Below are 15,355 nucleotides of genomic sequence, written 5' to 3' on the forward strand. Positions count from 1 at the left end.
CATGGCCGTCCGCCGCGTGGCTGGCCACACTGTCGGCATGACGATCCACGACTGGCCGGCACAGGAACGACCCCGCGAGCGCCTGCTCTCGCAGGGCCCCGGCGTGCTTTCGGATGCGGAACTGCTGGCCATCTTCCTCGGCTCGGGCACACGCGGGCGCGATGCCGTGCAAACCGCCCGCGATCTGCTGGCCCAGCATGGACCGCTGCGCAGGCTGCTCGACCTCCCCGCCCCGGCGCTGGCGCGCCTGCCTGGGCTGGGTCCGGCGCGCAGCTGCGCGCTGGCCGCCGCGCTGGAACTGGCGCAGCGCCATCTTTCCGCGCAACTGGTTCGCGGCGAATGCGTGGGCCAGTCCCCTGCGGTGGCCGCGCGCTTCCTGCAGCATCGGCTGCGCGGACGTTCCAACGAGGTATTCGTCGCCCTGTTCCTGGACAACCAGCATCGCCTGCTGGCTTACGAGGAGCTGTTCCAGGGCACGGTGAATGCCGCGTCCATCTACCCGCGCGAAGTGGTCCGCCGGGCGCTGGCGCTGAACGCGGCCGCCGTCATCGTCAGCCACAACCACCCCTCCGGGGATGCTGAGCCGTCGGCCGCCGACCACCAGGTCACCGCGGAGCTGCAATCCCTGCTGGCCCACTTGGACGTGCGCCTTCTGGACCATCTGGTGATAGGGGAAGGCGCACCCGTCTCGTTTGCTGAACGGGGATGGCTCGGTCCGGCCGTCGCCCCGCCATCGCGAAGCTGAACTGCCTGCCGCAGGAACCGCAGGCACGCCCCACCAAGGCCGCAGCCGGCGCGGGGCTGAACCTCCCCCGTTTGCCTACGTCTGCCGGGGCGGGGCAGATCGGCTAAAATGGGGGATTCCGCCGCACTTCACAGCAGGCCACGTGAAAAATCTCCTCCGCGCCCTGATCAGCCAAGGCATCGAAGCCCTGCGCGCCAATGGCACCCTGCCCGCCGACTCGATTCCGCCCGAGTTCGTGGTTGAACGCCCGAAGACCCGCGAGCATGGCGACTTCGCCACCAATGCCGCCATGCTGCTGGCCAAGGCCGCGCGCAGCAATCCACGCGCGATCGCCCAGGCCCTGCTGGATGCGCTGCCGCAGAGCGCGGACGTCAGCAAGGTCGAGATCGCAGGTCCCGGCTTCATAAACTTCCACCTGGCCGGCAGCGCGTTCCAGCGCGAAGCGGCCAGCGTGATCAAGGAAGGCAACGATTACGGCCGCAACCTGTCCGGCAACGGACGGACGGTGGGCGTGGAATACGTGTCGGCCAATCCGACCGGACCCCTGCACGTGGGCCACGGCCGCGCCGCGGCGATCGGTGACTGCATCGCGCGGGTGCTCGATGCCAATGGCTGGAATGCCAAGCGCGAGTTCTATTACAACGATGCGGGCGTGCAGATCGAAAACCTGGCGCTGTCCACCCATGCGCGGGCCAAGGGCATCAAGCCCGATGACGCCGGCTGGCCGGAAGGCGGCTACCGCGGTGACTACATCCAGGACGTGGCCGACGCTTACCTGCGCGGTGCCAGCGTGGACCTGGAAGGCACCACCGTGGTCGGCGCCAAGGATCCCGACGACATGGCCGCGATCCGTCGCTTCGCCGTGGCCTACCTGCGCAACGAGCAGAACCTGGACCTGGCCGCGTTCGGCGTGGACTTCGACATCTATTTCCTGGAAAGCTCGCTGTACAACGACGGCAAGGTCGCCGAAGCGGTGCAGCGCCTGCAGGATTCCGGGCATACCTATGAAGAGGGTGGCGCGCTGTGGTTGCGCTCCACCGATTTCGGTGATGACAAGGACCGCGTGATGCGCAAGTCCGACGGCACCTTCACCTACTTCGTGCCCGACGTGGCCTACCACCTGACCAAATGGCAGCGTGGCTACGAGCGTGCGATCACCGAACTGGGTGCCGACCACCATGGCTCGCTGTCGCGCGTGCGCGCCGGCCTGCAGGCGATGGGCGTGGGCATTCCGCAGGGCTGGCCGGAGTATGTGCTGCACCAGATGGTGACGGTGATGCGCGGCGGCGAGGAAGTGAAGCTTTCCAAGCGCGCGGGCAGCTACTTCACCCTGCGCGACCTGATCGATGAAGCCGGTCGTGATGCCACGCGCTGGTTCCTGATCGCACGCAAGCCGGACTCGCAGCTGACCTTCGACATCGACCTGGCGCGTCAGCAGAGCAACGATAATCCGGTGTTCTACGTGCAGTACGCCCATGCCCGCGTGTGCAGCCTGCATCGCCAGGCGCAGGAGAAGGGACTGGCGTATTCGCAGGAACAGGGACTGGCCGCGCTGCGCACGCTGCAGGACGAGGCATCACTGAACCTGATGAACGAAATCTCGCGTTACCCCGAAGTGGTGGAAGCAGCCGGCATCGCGCTTGAACCGCACCTGGTGGCGCAGTACCTGCGTGAATTGGCGCACGCCTTCCACACGTGGTATCACGGGACGCCGGTGCTGGTGGAAGATGCCGCCGACCGCGATGCCAAACTCACCCTGGCCAGCGCAGCGCGCCAGGTGTTGCGCAATGGCCTGGAACTCCTGGGCGTAGGCGCCCCGGAAAAAATGTAAGCATTGGAGAAGCAGTAGACATGGCAGCACGACGCGGCAAGAGTCAGGCACGGCGCAACAGCAGCCAGGGAACGCCGGGGTGGGTGTGGCTGGTCGCCGGTGTGGCGATTGCCGCGGTGGTGTTCCTGGCCGCACCGAACCTGTTCAAGGGGGATGCCGATGGCTTCCTGCGCGCAGGTCCGCGTCCGGATCCGAACGCCCAGCCGGCACCGGTGGTCGAAGCCGAAGGGGACGTCGGCACGCAGGTGGAAACGCCTGCGGCGGCCAAGCCGGCTACCCCGGCCAAGCCAGCGGCGACCCAGTACGACTTCTACACGCTGCTGCCCGGCAAGGAAGTGGAAATGTCCGATGCAGAGCTGGCTGCGAGCACGCGCGCGGAGGAACAGCGCCGTGCCCGCAGCGAAGCGCAGCGCGCGCAGGCGGCGCTGGAAGGCAAGCCGGTCCCGGCCGCCGCGCCTGCGCCGGCTTCCACGGCAGCCACCACCACCGGTGCCACGGCGACGGTGGCAAGCACGGCGTCGGTACGCCAGGCCGCCCTGCCGACACCGTTGAGCGAGCGTCCCGCCGCGCCGGCCACGACCACCGCACCGCCGGCTGCCACTACCAGTGCGCCTGCAGCGACCGCGACGGCAACGGCTGCAGCCGCACCGGCCGAAAGCAACGTGCGTTACATCCTGCAGGCCGGCGCGTTTGGTGCGTCAGGCGATGCCGAAACGACCAAGGCGAAGCTGGCGATGATCGGTCTTGCGGCGCGGGTGGAATCGGCGCAGATCAACGGCAAGACGGTGTATCGCGTGCGCATGGGGCCGTATGGCACCGCAGGCGAGCTGTCCGAAGCCAAACAGAAGCTGGATGGAACCGGCCTGCAGGCGATGGCGATCAAGGCGCAGTAACGCGGGTTTGCGGCTGCTACGGCATCGACGAAAAAGCCGGGCATTGCCCGGCTTTTTTCACGCGCCAGCGGTGACCGCCCGCCTCAGCCTTCGCGTGCCACCTGGAAACCGGCATACGACTGGCTGACCGGCATCAGTTCGAGGCGATTGATGTTCAGGTGCGCAGGCAGGCTGGCCACCCAGTAGATCTGCTCGGCGATATCTTCGGCAGTCATCGGGTTGGCGCCGGTGTACAGCTTGTTCGACGCGGCCTGGTCGCCGTGGGTACGCACCACGGTGAACTCGGTTTCAGCCATGCCCGGTTCGATGGTGGTCACCCGCACGCCGGTACCGTGCAGGTCCGAACGCAGCCCCAGCGAGAACTGGCTGACGAAGGCCTTGGTGCCGCCGTAGGCATTGCCGCCCGGATACGGGTAGACGCCGGCCACCGAAGAAATGTTGATGATCGCTCCCTTGCGCTCCACCAACTGCGGCAGCAGGCGGTGGGTGAGCGTGACCAGCGCGGTGACGTTGGTGTCGATCATCGTGCGCCAATCCTCCAGCTTGGCGTGCTGGGCCGGCAGCGTGCCCTGCGCAAGGCCAGCATTGTTGACCAGCAGGTCGATCTGCCCGAACGCCGGCGGCAACGCCAGCAGTGCCGCTTCCATGGCAACCGCATCACGGACATCGAACACCGCCGCGTGCACCTGGCCGGCACCATAGGCGTCCACCAGGGGCTGCAGGCGCTCACCGCGACGGCCGGTGGCGATCACCTTCCAGCCCGCTTTGGCGAAGCGGTGGACGGCGGCAGCGCCGAAGCCGGAGGTGGCGCCGGTGATCAGGACGGTACGGGTCATCAGGCAACTCCAGAAAGATCCAGGCCGATATTCTGGCACTGTCAGCGTCCACCTGCCTTGCCGGATCGGTCGCCCGCGATCAGCGCACGCGGAACACGCGCGCCTTCGGCAGGTCCGGATCCACCTGCAGGAACCAGCGGCCGGCGATGCCGGGCACCACCTCGATGGGCGGATCCTGCAGCGGTCGGCGCAGGGTCATTTCGCCCTTCAGCACCTGCCATTGCTGGCCGTTGTCGAGGGTGAACAGCATGCCCGGCTGCCAACCGCTGATGGTGCCGGTGGCATGCGCCTTAATCGGGCCGTCGTCGAGGCCGATGAACATCGGCGCGGCGGCGGTCGGCGTGGCGCGGTCGGTGGACGGCGGCGCGTCGGCTGCCGTCGGCGCCTGCGGCTGGCTTTCGCGCAGCAGGCGGTTCAGTTGCTGCAGCTGGTCCGGGGTCAGGCCGACGTCGGCCAGCCGCGCCGCGTCGATGCGCTGCTCCAGCGGCACATAGCGGTCCTGCGCCACCGCCGGGTAGGCGACCGGCAAGACGGCCAGCAGCAAGGGAATCCAGGGACGCATGACGGGCAATCCTGCTTCAGGGGTCGAGGGGCGCACTGTGCTGCAGTTCGATGACCGCAGGATGACAGCGGCGCGGGCGGTACAATACGGGTCCCGGCGCTCCCTGCCGGCGGTGTGGAAGACAATGATCAACAACGATGTGCTGCGCAGCCTGCGCTTTGCCCTGGACCTGAGCGACAACCACATAGTGGTGCTGTGCGAGCTGGCCGACCCTGCCTTCCCGGTCACCGCCGAGCAGGTCAATGCCTGGCTGAAGCCGGACAACGAAGCCGGTGCCGAGCCCTGCAGCGACGAGGCGCTGGCCCATGTGCTGGATGGCCTGATCGTGCACCTGCGCGGTCGCGATGAGAGCCAGCCGCAGCGCGCGATCGAGACGCGCATCGACAACAACCTGATCCTGAAGAAGCTGCGCGTGGCCTTCCAGCTGCGTGACGTGGACCTGCAGGAGATCTTCCAGGCGGCGGGCTTCGCAGTCTCCAAGCCGGAGCTGAGCGCGGTGTTCCGCCAGCGCGACCACAAGCACTTCCGCAAGGCGGGTGACCAGTTGATGCGTTACTTCCTGAAGGGCCTGGTGCTGCGCGTGCGCGGTTCGTCTTCGAACGGCTGAGTCGCTCGCTTCTGGTTCCAGAGCGACAGCTGCATACGGCGCAGGGGTCGGGCGGGATGGGCTTGGCGGGACACGCCGCAAGTGCGTCCTTGTAGGCTGCGTCGCCGCATCCATGCGGCTCAGCGTCCCGCCAAGCCCACCGCGCCCGACCCCCGGACGGTTTCCCGGCGGCCTGCAGAGGTGCGGTAGCGCCGAGCCATGCTCGGCGGCGCTTGCCGGGATCAGAAGCTGGCCTGCAGGGCCACCTCCAGCCGGGTGCCGGCGTTGCCGGGGAACAGCTGGCGGGCGGCGCTGTCAGTGGCGTGGCCGGTGGCACGCAGTTCCCACTTCGGGGCGATGGCGTGGATCACGCTGAGCTGCACGTGTTGGTAATCGCGGGCCTGTGCGCTGGCCAGCCGGTAATGGCCGTAGGCCGCTTCCAGACGCGTCGCCTCTGACAAGGGCAGGCGCATGCCCATCTGCACGTAGGTGCCGGGGTGGCCGCCAGCCAGCGCGTCGCGCGAGTGCGCCAACTGCAGCCAGGCGCGCTGCTTGAAGGTCGCAGTGGCCGACAGCTCGGTCCAGTCCAGGGCGCGTCCCGTTCCCGGATACAGATAGCGCGTGGCGTTGGCATCCAGGCTCCAGTCCGGCGCCAGCTCGCCACTCCAGCCGAGCACCGCATCGAACTCGCTGCGTGCGCCGCTGTCCGGTTCGAACGATACGTTGGATCCCCACAGGTGGGCATACAGCCCGCTGCCATGCGTGGCACGCACGCCTGCCTGCACGGCGGCCTCTTCGCCGGTCTGGGAGCTGCCACGCCAGAGGTAATCGCTGGCCAGCGCGAGGGTGCCGGTGACATCGGCCTTGGCCTCCCCCACGGCCACCAGGTTCATTGCCATCACGCCGGCCATGCCCACGCCACCCATTGCTTGCCACTTCATCCCATCACCATTGTCTGCTGGGTGGCCCTGCCACCGGAGCTGCGCAGTGTGGGAGTCGGCGGCGTAAACGATCGAGGGCGGCGGCGGCGGTTGCGCGCAAAACCCGCGTAAAGCGTGGCGTCGCATCGGCATGGCGGCTGCGCGCTATCATGCAGGCCTGTTGAACGGAGCACCTGCGTGGACGCGATCCTGACCCCTGTATCGATCGGTGAGCTGATCGACAAGATCACCATCCTGGAAATCAAGGCCGAGCGTATCGACGATGCGGCCAAGCTGGCCAACGTGCGCACCGAACTGGACGGCCTGCTGCCGCTGTACGCGACGCAGCGCAGCAACCAGCCGGCGTTGGAGGCACTCAAGCAGCAGTTGAAGGTGATCAACGAACGCATGTGGGACATCCAGGACCAGCTGCGCGACAAGGAAGCAGCGCAGGTGTTCGACGATGCCTTCGTGCAGCTGGCGCGCGGGGTGTACCGCACCAACGGCGAGCGCGTGCAGGTCAAGAACGAGATCAACCGGGTGGCCGGCTCGGCGCTGGTGGAAGAGAAGCAGTACCAGGGCCAGTAAGCTGGCGTACGCGCCGGGCGGTATCGGAAACCAGACAGGCCCGGCAATGCCGGGCCTGTCTGTTCAAGCAGGCTGCATGCGCGGGGCATGCAGCGACGGTATTACCAGCTGAAGCGCGGGCCGACCGACCATTCCTTGTCGCCATCACGGTTCATCTTGATGTCGCCGTTGATGCCCCAGTTCTGGTTCAACTTGACCTGCGCACCCAGGCGACCGTACCACTCGCCTTCCGGATTGACGCCGTGCTTCTTGCTGTAGTCTTCGTAGCCGGCCAGTGCGTAGACTTCGGCGTGCTGGCCGAATGCGGTGCGGACACCGGCTTCAGCGCTGTAGCCGTTGAAATCCAGGCCGTGCTTGGCGTCGAACTTGTTGTATGCAGCGCGCGCGACGAAGTCGGTCGACGGTGCGATCTCAACGTTGTAGCCCACGCCCACGCGCCACTGGTCGACGTCCTGCTTGGTCGCGTCCACTTCCTGCTGGTTGAACTCACCGAACACGTGCATGTTCGGCAGCACGCCGTAGGAACCCTTGACGCCCCAACCGTCTGCCTTGCCACCATCGGCATCGGTCTTTACATAGTTGCCTTCGGCGTAGTTGTAGGACAGGTTTTCGGCGGCCGAAGCAGCGAACGGCAGCGCGGAAGCCAGGGCCAGGGCAATCAGGGACATCTTCATGGGTACAACCTCTTGTCTTTCTGGTTTGTTGCAGCAGCGCCGGAACGCCGCCGCATCGGGGGATGTAAAGTTTCCGTTTTTTGACCTAACCCCATCCTGAAAGCAGGAAAGCGATTTTTGGCTGCTATTCAGCTCTTTTCAGGCATACGCGCGCGCTTTTCATCTTCTGGTGTGCAAGTGGTGTTCACGCGCAGGCACGGGGTGCGGGCGTAAACAGCCGGGACGAGGGCGGATGGGTTGGAGGATGTCGTTCTGGGCCCCACTCGTTCGTCATACCCATGAAGGTCCTGCATCCGCAGGCCATCCGGAGCACAGGCATGAGCTACATCGACGGATTCGTTCTGGCCGTACCCACCGCCAACAAGCAGTCCTTCATCGACCACGCGCGCAGCATGGATCCGGTATTCCTGGAGCTGGGCGCGACGCGGGTGGTCGAGTGCTGGGCCGACGACGTGCCGCATGGCAAGACCACGGATTTCTACGGGGCAGTGAAAGCCAAGGACGACGAAACCGTGGTGTTTTCATGGGTGGAGTGGCCGGACAAAGCCACCCGCGACAGCGGCATGGCCAGGATGATGGACGATCCACGGATGGATCCAACCAACAATCCCATGCCGTTCGACGGACAACGGATGATCTTCGGCGGCTTTGCCCCCATCGTCGAACTGCCGTAACCGGTCACGGCGATTCCGGCGCCTCGCTGGCGCCCTGGGTGCCGACCGCCATGCCGGCGCCCAGTCCGCCCATCGCGCCCATGCCGGCGCCACCGCCTCCGCCACCACCGGCCTTGCCGCCGCGCTCGCCTGCATCGGCGCGGCCCTTGGCAGCGCCGCCGGATGCGGGACGTGTCGGGCCTTGGTGCGGAATCTCCAATCCGCTGGGAATGGGCGCCAGGTCCAGCGCGCCACGGATGAAATCCCGCAGCGAAACCACCAGTGCATGGGTGTGCACGGGCCGCCCCTGGGACAGTTCGGTGGCGGCATGCGCAGCCAACCGCACCTGGTCGTCGGTGCCCAGCAGCAGGATGTCCGACAACGCCGCTTCCACGGCATCGCGGATGCGCCGCGCCCGATCCGAACCGGGCTCGCTGATGCCGTGCTGGTGTGCGCGTTCGCGCAGCTGGCGCAGGTGCGAAGGGTCGACATCAAGATCGCCGGTGAACGATCCGCCCAGCACCTTGTAGGCCGCCATCAAGGTACGCAGCCGTTCATTGATCTGGCGGTTTTCGCGCTCGCGTCGCGCTTGCAGGGTCTGCATCACCAGCAGGCGGATCCCCACGCCCAGCAGGGTGATGATGGCCAGTCCACCGAGGGTGGACAGCACGGCCTGCCATGAACTGAAATCGAGACCACGCATGAGGGGGCACTCCTTGGCTAGGCCCCCATGATGCCTGCCACGTGCGTGCAGGTGCATCATCATCGACATCCCCTGGCGCCACTCGGCGACAGGGGTGTCCGGCGCGCTTACTTGCCGCGCTTGGTCACGGCCTTGCGGGTGGCGACCTTCTTGGCCGGCGCCTTGCGGGCGGCCTTCTTCACCGGCGCTGCCTTCTTGGCAACGGCCTTGCGGGCGACAGCGGTCTTCTTGCCGACAGCCTTCTTGCCGACGGCCTTCTTGGCAACCGCGGTCTTCTTGCCGACGGTCTTCTTGGCGACAGCCTTCTTGGTAACGGCGGTCTTCTTGCCGACGGTCTTCTTGGCGACAGCCTTTTTGGTAACGGCGGTCTTCTTGCCGACGGTCTTCCTGGCGACAGCCTTCTTGGCAACGGCGGTCTTCTTGCCGACGGTCTTCTTGGCAACCGCGGTCTTCTTGCCGACGGTCTTCTTGGCAACCGCGGTCTTCTTGCCGACGGTCTTCCTGGCAACGGCGATCTTCTTGCCGACGGTCTTCCTGGCAACCGCGGTCTTCCTGCCGACGGCCTTCTTGGCAACGGCGGCCTTCTTGCCGACGGTCTTCTTGGCAACCGCAGCCTTCTTGGTAGCGGTCTTCTTGGCCACGGCGACCTTCTTGCCGACCGGCTTCTTGGCGACAACGGCCTTCTTGGCGACGGGCTTCTTGGCTACGGCAGCTTTCTTGGTTGTGGTCTTCTTCACTGCGGCAGCCTTCTTGGCAACGGTCTTGGTGGCGGCGGCCTTCTTCTTGGCGACGACCTTCTTCAGCGCGGCCGATTCGGCCTGTGCGTTCTGCTTGGCGGCTTCCAGCTTCTGCTTGGCCTTGGAGATCGACTTGCCCACCGACTTGGCGGCCTTGTCAGCCTGCTTGGCGACGGTCTTCTCGACGTTGGCAACGGCCTTCTTGGCGGCATCCACGCGGGTGGTGGCAGCCTTGCGCACGCGCTTGGCGGTGGTCTTGACCGCAGCCACCGCGTCTTCGGCGGTGTGGGCGATGGTCTCGCCAACGTTGGTTGCAGCTTCCTTTACAGTCTCGACGGTCTCGCTCAATGTCGTCGTCACACCATTACCGTTGCTCATGATTTGCCCTCCTGAGGGGCTGGAATGTCAAAACGGAGGCGATGCTATACCGGCAAGGTGCATCGTGGAACGGGAAACTGCGCAGGCGCAAGCGCGCGCCACCACGATGGCTGCGACCAGGCACGACCATCGATGCGCACGGCAACTGGAAAACCCGCGTTTTCAAGTGGTTTGGCGTCAGGCGTCCTGCACGGCCGGCATCACCGTGGGCAGCCGCCGCGATCCTGCAGGACCGCTTGCCGATACGACACCGGCAGCGGAGTTTGCGCGGAACTGCGCAAGTTCCCATGTGCCGGACCGCATCTTTCATGGCATGTTTATCCAGCGCGGGAGACACTTCTGCGGCCCTGCCGCAGCTCCCTGCAGGCCTCGCCTGCAGCATCGAGCGCGCTCTACTCCACTTCCTGCCCGGACACCGATTCCCATGCGACCGATTCCGACCCTGCTTACGCTCGCACTGGCCGCAGCCTTCGGCGGCTTTGTCGCCAGCGGCATCAATGCACACCTGGACAACCGCGCCGAAGCAGCGCCGGCGCCGATCACCATCCCGGCCACCAGCGCGCTGCCCGCTGCGGTCGCCGGGCAGCCGGTTCCCTCGCTGGCACCGATGCTGGAGAAGGTCACCCCGGCCGTGGTCAGCGTCAACACCAAGCAGGTGGTGCGCGTGCGCAATCCGTTTTTCGAAGACCCGTTCTTCCGCCGCCTGTTCCCGGACGTGCCGCAGGAACGCATCAACGAATCGCTCGGTTCGGGCGTGATCATCGATGCCGCCGAGGGCCTGGTACTGACCAACCACCACGTCATCGACAACGCCGACGACGTGCAGGTCACCCTGTCCGATGGACGCACGGTGAAAGCCGAATTCCTCGGCTCGGATGCGGACACCGACATCGCGCTGATCCGCATCCCCGCGCAGGGCCTGACCGGTATCACCCTGGGCAACAGCGACCAGTTGCGCGTCGGTGACTTCGTGGTCGCCATCGGCAATCCATTCGGTTTCACCCAGACCGTGACCTCGGGCATCGTGTCGGCCGTGGGCCGCAGCGGCATCCGCGGGCTGGGCTACCAGAACTTCATCCAGACCGATGCGTCGATCAACCCCGGCAACTCCGGCGGCGCGCTGGTCAACCTGCAGGGGCAGCTGGTGGGCATCAACACCGCCAGCTTCAACCCGCAGGGCAGCATGGCCGGCAACATCGGCCTGGGCCTGGCCATTCCGTCCAACCTGGCGCGCAACGTGGTCGACCAGCTGGTCAAGCATGGGGTGGTGGTGCGCGGCACGCTGGGCATCGAAAGCCAGAACCTGACCCCGCAGCTGGCGCAGGGCCTGGGGCTGAGCGAAGCGCGCGGTGCGCTGGTCACCCGGGTATTGGCCGGATCGGCCGCAGCGGCGGCCGGCGTGCGTGCCGGCGACGTGGTGGTGACCGCCAACGGCCAGCGCGTGGACAGCGCGCAGGCGCTGCACAACATCGAAGGGCTCGCGGCGGTCGGCAGCACGATGACCCTGGAACTGCGTCGCGATGGCAAGCCGGTGCAGGTCAGGGCCACACTGAAGGAGCAGGCGCGCGCGATCAGCGGCGACACGCTGGATCCGCGCCTGGGCGGTGCCACCTTCGTTGACCTGCCCGAGTCGCTGCGCCAGTCAGGGCTCAGCGGCGTGCTGGTCAACGAGGTCACCCGCGGCAGCCGCGCTGCCGCTTCCGGCCTTGCCAAGGGCGACATCGTGACCGAGGCCAGCGCAGGTGAATTCGCCGACCTCGCCAGCTGGCGGGCCAACTTCCAGCAGCCTCCCCAGCAATTGGTGCTGCGCATCGTGCGGGGCAATGCCAGGGGGCAGTTGGTCATGCGCTGATGGCGTGACGTACCGTAACGCCCCCTATACCCGGGCGATGGTATCCATGTCGTCCGTGGCCATCCCGCATGTCCGGATGGCGGCCGCCTTATTCACTGAAGCAGGAGATTGCGATGAGCCCCACCAATACCGAAAACCTGAAGGACCACCTGGGCGAAGCCTCCACCCACCTGAAGTCGGCCGCCAACGCGGCAGGCAGCGCCATCAAGGGCGCCACGGGTGCGGCCGGCGATGAACTGCGGATCGGCAAGGCCAACGTCAAGGCTGAACTGTCCGATACCGCGCTGTCCGGCCTGGCGGCTGCCGAGTTTGGCGGTGCCGCTGCCAAGGAACAGGTCGATGCACTGATGGACAAGGGCAAGGACCTGGTCGACAGCGCCGCTGAACTGATCCGCGAGCGTCCCCTCGCCTCGTTCGGCGTCGCCTTCGCTGCCGGCTGGCTGATTGCCAAGCTGGCCAATAGCGGCGGCGACAAGTAAGCCGCGGCGTGAGCGAAAGCGACAACACCGCCAACGGGCCTGATCCAGCGGCTACCCCGCCGCTGGATGAGAGCATCCGTCAGGTCAGCCAGGCCAGCCGCGCAACGGTGGATGCGGCAAAGCATTCGTTCCGTTCGCTGCGTCGCCTGGCATCGGCGGACTTTGCCCTGGCACGCAGTGCCTTCGGCCGTGCCCTGGCGTGGGCGGGGGTGGCGATCGTGTTCGGCGCATCGGCGTGGTTGCTGATGGCCGCCACGTTGATCGCCCTGTTGCAGAGTTGGGGCATGTCCTGGCTGCATGCGCTGCTGATCACCTCGCTGCTGAGCCTGGCGATAACCGGCTTGGCTGCGTGGCGGGTGTCCTACTTCTTCCACCACACCGGCATGCATTCCACCCGCCGGCAGCTGTCCAAGCTGGGCCTGTTCGATGAGCCCGGCGATGAAGAAGACCCCGACGCCAGCGTCAAGATCCCGGAGGGCAAGCCATGAAGTTCAGTGTATTGCGCAGCCGGGTGAAGCGCTGCGAGCAGGTGGTTGCGGTACGGCTGGCCGATACCCAGGACAACTGGGGAGTGCTGAGCCAGGTGTGGCGCAGTGGCTGGTCGCCGCTGCGCATCATCATCGCCGGCGTGGCCAGTGGCTTCGTGGTCGGCAAGCTGGAAATCCCCGGCAAGGTCAATGGTGCACGCTGGCTGCAGATGATCGGCTCGATATCCAACCTGCTGGCGAGTGGCCAGGCCGCGTTCGCTTCGGCGATGGCCGCCCATGCGGCCGGTGCGGCCGACGATGCCGCCGAGCAGGCCGATGCTGCCGCCGACAAAGTCGATGATGCGGTCAATCCCGGTGCAGCCGCCGCTGCAGGTGCGGCCGCTGGCGCGGCGGCCGCGGCATCCGTGCAGCGGTCCCCTGCGCCGCAGGCCAGCCCCGGCCGCCAGGACCGGCAGCAGGACAATGGTCCCCGCCCGGCCGAAGCCGCCACGGAATTGTCCGAGCGTTGACACGGTGAACCCGCCGCGTTGATCGCGGCGGGCGGATAATGGGGAACTTTTCCCCTGTCGGTGCGACGATGAGCGAGTCCCTTTCCAGCGTCCCCGTCGATCCGACAGCGCCCGCGCCACTGCCCGCTCGGCCTCGCGCGCCGGTGTCATTGATCGTGCTGGCAACGCTCGCGGTGGCGTTCACGCTGTGGGCGGCGCAGCCGGTGGTGCTGCCGATCCTGCTGGCGATGTTCTTCGCGTTGGTGGGCAACCCCATCCTTCGCATGCTGGAACGCATCTGGGTACCGCGCGCGCTCGGTGCCATCCTGGTGATCGTGGTCGGCCTGGGCGCCACCACCGCTCTGGCGGTGCAACTGGTCGTGCCGACCATGGAGTGGGCGCAGGAAGCCCCGCAGCAGCTGCGCAAGATCGGTCGCCAGGTACAGAACCTGACCAAACCGGTGCAGCAGGCCAATCAGGCCGCCGAGAATTTCGCACGCGTGGCCGCCGGTGAAGGCAACCGCCGCGTACAGGTGGTGCGCACCCAGCTGGATGACCCGTACCGGGCGATCACCCAGGCCCCGCGCCTGCTCGCCTCGGTGCTGGCGGTGGTGCTGCTGACCCTGTTCTTCATGATCTACGGCCAGGACCTGCAGCGGCATGCCATCGCCTTGTTCCCCAGCCGCCAGCAACAGCGCTTCACCACCGATATCCTGCGGTCGATCGAACGCGAAGTGTCGCGCTATGTGCTGACCATCACCGTGATCAACAGCCTGGTGGGCCTGGTGTTCGCCGGCACGCTGATGCTGCTGGGCCTGGAAATGCAGGATGCCCTGCTGTGGGGCACGATGGCCGCACTGCTCAACTTTGCTCCGTACGTGGGTCCGCTGATCGGCGTGGCGCTGATGCTGCTGGTCGGCTTCGTCGAATTCCCGGATCCGCTCAAGGCGATCCTGCCGGCCGCCTGCTACTTGGCCCTGCACGCGCTGGAGGGTCAGCTGATCACCCCGATCGTGCTGGGCCGACGGATGAAACTTTCGCCGCTGGTGCTGATCCTGGCGCTGATGATCTTCGGCTGGCTGTGGGGCTTCGTCGGCCTGCTGCTGGCGGTGCCGCTGCTGGTCTGCGTCAAGCTGGTGCTGGCACGGCTGGAGGGCATGCAGGGCTGGTCGCGGCTGCTGGAATGAAAGCCGATAGCGACGGGCGTAGAATGACCGGGTGAACTTCCCCATCCAAGCCATCACCCTCGACCTCGACGACACCCTGTGGCCCTTCGCTCCGATCGGCGCACGCATCGACAAGGTCCTGCACGACTGGATGCTGCAGCACAGTCCTGCCACGGCCGCGATGTTTCCGCAGGCCGCGATGCGTGAACTGCGCGAGCGCGCCTACGTCGACAATCCCCACCTGCACCATGACCTGAGTGCGCTGCGCCGGCTGGCACTGCAGCAGGCGCTGCAGGACAGCGGCGCCGACGCGGCCCTGCTGGAGCCCGCTTACGAAGCCTTCTTCGCCGCGCGCAACCAGGTGGAGTACTACCCGGATGCGCTGGATGCCCTGCAGCGCATCGCCGCCCGGGTGCCGGTGGCGGCGCTGAGCAATGGCAACGCCGACCTGGAACGCATCGGCGTGGCGCACTTGTTCGCCTTCCAGCTGGGTGCCCGCGAACACGGTGCCGCCAAACCGGTCGCCAGCATCTTCCATGCCGCCTGCGAGCGCCTCGGTGTTGCACCGGAGCACGTGCTGCACGTGGGCGACCACATTGAAATGGACGTGGCCGGGGCGATGTCCGCCGGCCTGCGCGGCTGCTGGATCAACCGCGAAGCGGCCCGCTGGAACCATCCTTCGCTGCAGCCCGACCTGCAGTTCGACACCCTCACCGGGCTGGCCGACTGGCTTGATGCCAACCCCGCCGCCAGCGCAACCAGGAGCACCTGACCCC

At 66.7% G+C, this 15,355-nt stretch carries 18 protein-coding genes; 12 read left to right on the top strand and 6 right to left on the bottom strand.

Features of this window, described 5'->3' with window-relative positions:
- The first annotated feature begins 37 nt into the window (after positions 1–37).
- The 3 genes from radC (at position 38) to SOM47_RS16165 (ending at position 3,469) form a co-directional block, all read left to right on the top strand.
- Positions 38–745, top strand: coding sequence for a RadC family protein (radC, locus tag SOM47_RS16155; protein ID WP_320506228.1), 708 nt, complete (start codon positions 38–40; stop codon positions 743–745).
- 142 nt (positions 746–887) lie between these two features.
- The gene (gene argS / locus SOM47_RS16160) at positions 888–2,576 is read left to right on the top strand and encodes an arginine--tRNA ligase (RefSeq protein ID WP_042613331.1); all 1,689 of its coding nucleotides are present in this window, start codon (positions 888–890) and stop codon (positions 2,574–2,576) included.
- A 20-nt stretch (positions 2,577–2,596) separates the two neighbouring features.
- Complete coding sequence (locus tag SOM47_RS16165) at positions 2,597–3,469, top strand: SPOR domain-containing protein (protein ID WP_192085227.1); 873 nt, start codon at positions 2,597–2,599, stop codon at positions 3,467–3,469.
- A gap of 83 nt (positions 3,470–3,552) precedes the next feature.
- Here SOM47_RS16165 and SOM47_RS16170 read toward each other — a convergent pair whose 3' ends face one another.
- Both SOM47_RS16170 and SOM47_RS16175 read right to left on the bottom strand, forming a co-directional pair.
- Positions 3,553–4,305 (bottom strand): SDR family NAD(P)-dependent oxidoreductase, encoded by a 753-nt coding sequence (locus SOM47_RS16170; RefSeq protein ID WP_042613329.1) that lies wholly within the window; start codon positions 4,303–4,305, stop codon positions 3,553–3,555.
- A gap of 79 nt (positions 4,306–4,384) precedes the next feature.
- Complete coding sequence (locus tag SOM47_RS16175) at positions 4,385–4,867, bottom strand: hypothetical protein (protein WP_320506161.1); 483 nt, start codon at positions 4,865–4,867, stop codon at positions 4,385–4,387.
- A gap of 124 nt (positions 4,868–4,991) precedes the next feature.
- On the opposite strand from SOM47_RS16175, the gene SOM47_RS16180 reads away from it, so the two are divergent.
- Positions 4,992–5,474 carry a YehS family protein gene (locus SOM47_RS16180; protein WP_042613327.1) on the top strand — a complete coding sequence of 161 codons (483 nt, stop codon included), beginning with the start codon at positions 4,992–4,994 and terminating at the stop codon, positions 5,472–5,474.
- 221 nt (positions 5,475–5,695) lie between these two features.
- Here the strand turns inward: SOM47_RS16180 and SOM47_RS16185 are convergent, their stop codons facing one another.
- Positions 5,696–6,394, bottom strand: coding sequence for a TorF family putative porin (locus tag SOM47_RS16185; RefSeq protein ID WP_414715826.1), 699 nt, complete (start codon positions 6,392–6,394; stop codon positions 5,696–5,698).
- A 177-nt stretch (positions 6,395–6,571) separates the two neighbouring features.
- Between SOM47_RS16185 and SOM47_RS16190 the strand changes: the two genes are divergently transcribed.
- Positions 6,572–6,961, top strand: a complete 390-nt coding sequence (locus SOM47_RS16190; RefSeq protein WP_101099512.1) for a DUF6165 family protein — start codon at positions 6,572–6,574, stop codon at positions 6,959–6,961.
- A 101-nt stretch (positions 6,962–7,062) separates the two neighbouring features.
- On the opposite strand, the gene SOM47_RS16195 is transcribed toward SOM47_RS16190, so the two are convergent.
- Positions 7,063–7,635, bottom strand: a complete 573-nt coding sequence (locus SOM47_RS16195) for an OmpO family porin (RefSeq protein ID WP_192084626.1) — start codon at positions 7,633–7,635, stop codon at positions 7,063–7,065.
- A gap of 317 nt (positions 7,636–7,952) precedes the next feature.
- Between SOM47_RS16195 and SOM47_RS16200 the strand changes: the two genes are divergently transcribed.
- Positions 7,953–8,309, top strand: a complete 357-nt coding sequence (locus tag SOM47_RS16200; protein WP_192084628.1) for a DUF1428 domain-containing protein — start codon at positions 7,953–7,955, stop codon at positions 8,307–8,309.
- A 4-nt stretch (positions 8,310–8,313) separates the two neighbouring features.
- On the opposite strand, the gene SOM47_RS16205 is transcribed toward SOM47_RS16200, so the two are convergent.
- On the bottom strand, positions 8,314–8,991 hold the full coding sequence (locus SOM47_RS16205; RefSeq protein ID WP_042613323.1) for a hypothetical protein: 678 nt from the start codon (positions 8,989–8,991) through the stop codon (positions 8,314–8,316).
- Between the two features lie 107 nt (positions 8,992–9,098).
- A complete protein-coding gene (locus SOM47_RS16210; RefSeq protein WP_320506162.1) occupies positions 9,099–10,106 on the bottom strand; it encodes a histone H1-like repetitive region-containing protein in 1,008 nt (335 codons plus the stop codon).
- Between the two features lie 424 nt (positions 10,107–10,530).
- Between SOM47_RS16210 and SOM47_RS16215 the strand changes: the two genes are divergently transcribed.
- The 6 genes from SOM47_RS16215 (at position 10,531) to SOM47_RS16240 (ending at position 15,351) form a co-directional block, all read left to right on the top strand.
- The gene (locus tag SOM47_RS16215; RefSeq protein WP_042613321.1) at positions 10,531–11,958 is read left to right on the top strand and encodes a Do family serine endopeptidase; all 1,428 of its coding nucleotides are present in this window, start codon (positions 10,531–10,533) and stop codon (positions 11,956–11,958) included.
- A gap of 113 nt (positions 11,959–12,071) precedes the next feature.
- Positions 12,072–12,437 (top strand): hypothetical protein, encoded by a 366-nt coding sequence (locus SOM47_RS16220; RefSeq protein WP_191770559.1) that lies wholly within the window; start codon positions 12,072–12,074, stop codon positions 12,435–12,437.
- Between the two features lie 8 nt (positions 12,438–12,445).
- Positions 12,446–12,925 (top strand): phage holin family protein, encoded by a 480-nt coding sequence (locus SOM47_RS16225; protein ID WP_042613319.1) that lies wholly within the window; start codon positions 12,446–12,448, stop codon positions 12,923–12,925.
- Positions 12,922–13,434, top strand: a complete 513-nt coding sequence (locus tag SOM47_RS16230; protein ID WP_320506163.1) for a protein sip-5 — start codon at positions 12,922–12,924, stop codon at positions 13,432–13,434. The genes SOM47_RS16225 and SOM47_RS16230 overlap by 4 nt, the downstream gene beginning before the upstream one ends.
- Before the next feature lie 68 nt (positions 13,435–13,502).
- Complete coding sequence (locus SOM47_RS16235) at positions 13,503–14,600, top strand: AI-2E family transporter (RefSeq protein ID WP_042613317.1); 1,098 nt, start codon at positions 13,503–13,505, stop codon at positions 14,598–14,600.
- Between the two features lie 31 nt (positions 14,601–14,631).
- Positions 14,632–15,351 (top strand): HAD-IA family hydrolase, encoded by a 720-nt coding sequence (locus tag SOM47_RS16240; protein WP_192084636.1) that lies wholly within the window; start codon positions 14,632–14,634, stop codon positions 15,349–15,351.
- The last annotated feature ends 4 nt before the right edge of the window (positions 15,352–15,355 follow it).

The sequence above is a fragment of the Stenotrophomonas sp. CFBP8980 genome, assembly GCF_034046095.1.
In the GTDB taxonomy this organism is placed as follows: Bacteria; Pseudomonadota; Gammaproteobacteria; order Xanthomonadales; family Xanthomonadaceae; genus Stenotrophomonas; species Stenotrophomonas lacuserhaii.

Bases quoted from the DNA above. Each gene is read 5' to 3' on its own strand.
- radC (WP_320506228.1), top strand. From the start codon at position 38: ATGACGATCCACGACTGGCCGGCACAGGAACGACCCCGCGAGCGCCTG.
- SOM47_RS16165 (WP_192085227.1), top strand. From the start codon at position 2,597: ATGGCAGCACGACGCGGCAAGAGTCAGGCACGGCGCAACAGCAGCCAG.
- SOM47_RS16170 (WP_042613329.1), bottom strand. From the start codon at position 4,305: ATGACCCGTACCGTCCTGATCACCGGCGCCACCTCCGGCTTCGGCGCT.
- SOM47_RS16175 (WP_320506161.1), bottom strand. From the start codon at position 4,867: ATGCGTCCCTGGATTCCCTTGCTGCTGGCCGTCTTGCCGGTCGCCTAC.
- SOM47_RS16180 (WP_042613327.1), top strand. From the start codon at position 4,992: ATGATCAACAACGATGTGCTGCGCAGCCTGCGCTTTGCCCTGGACCTG.
- SOM47_RS16185 (WP_414715826.1), bottom strand. From the start codon at position 6,394: ATGAAGTGGCAAGCAATGGGTGGCGTGGGCATGGCCGGCGTGATGGCA.
- SOM47_RS16195 (WP_192084626.1), bottom strand. From the start codon at position 7,635: ATGAAGATGTCCCTGATTGCCCTGGCCCTGGCTTCCGCGCTGCCGTTC.
- SOM47_RS16200 (WP_192084628.1), top strand. From the start codon at position 7,953: ATGAGCTACATCGACGGATTCGTTCTGGCCGTACCCACCGCCAACAAG.
- SOM47_RS16205 (WP_042613323.1), bottom strand. From the start codon at position 8,991: ATGCGTGGTCTCGATTTCAGTTCATGGCAGGCCGTGCTGTCCACCCTC.
- SOM47_RS16210 (WP_320506162.1), bottom strand. From the start codon at position 10,106: ATGAGCAACGGTAATGGTGTGACGACGACATTGAGCGAGACCGTCGAG.
- SOM47_RS16215 (WP_042613321.1), top strand. From the start codon at position 10,531: ATGCGACCGATTCCGACCCTGCTTACGCTCGCACTGGCCGCAGCCTTC.
- SOM47_RS16220 (WP_191770559.1), top strand. From the start codon at position 12,072: ATGAGCCCCACCAATACCGAAAACCTGAAGGACCACCTGGGCGAAGCC.
- SOM47_RS16230 (WP_320506163.1), top strand. From the start codon at position 12,922: ATGAAGTTCAGTGTATTGCGCAGCCGGGTGAAGCGCTGCGAGCAGGTG.
- SOM47_RS16235 (WP_042613317.1), top strand. From the start codon at position 13,503: ATGAGCGAGTCCCTTTCCAGCGTCCCCGTCGATCCGACAGCGCCCGCG.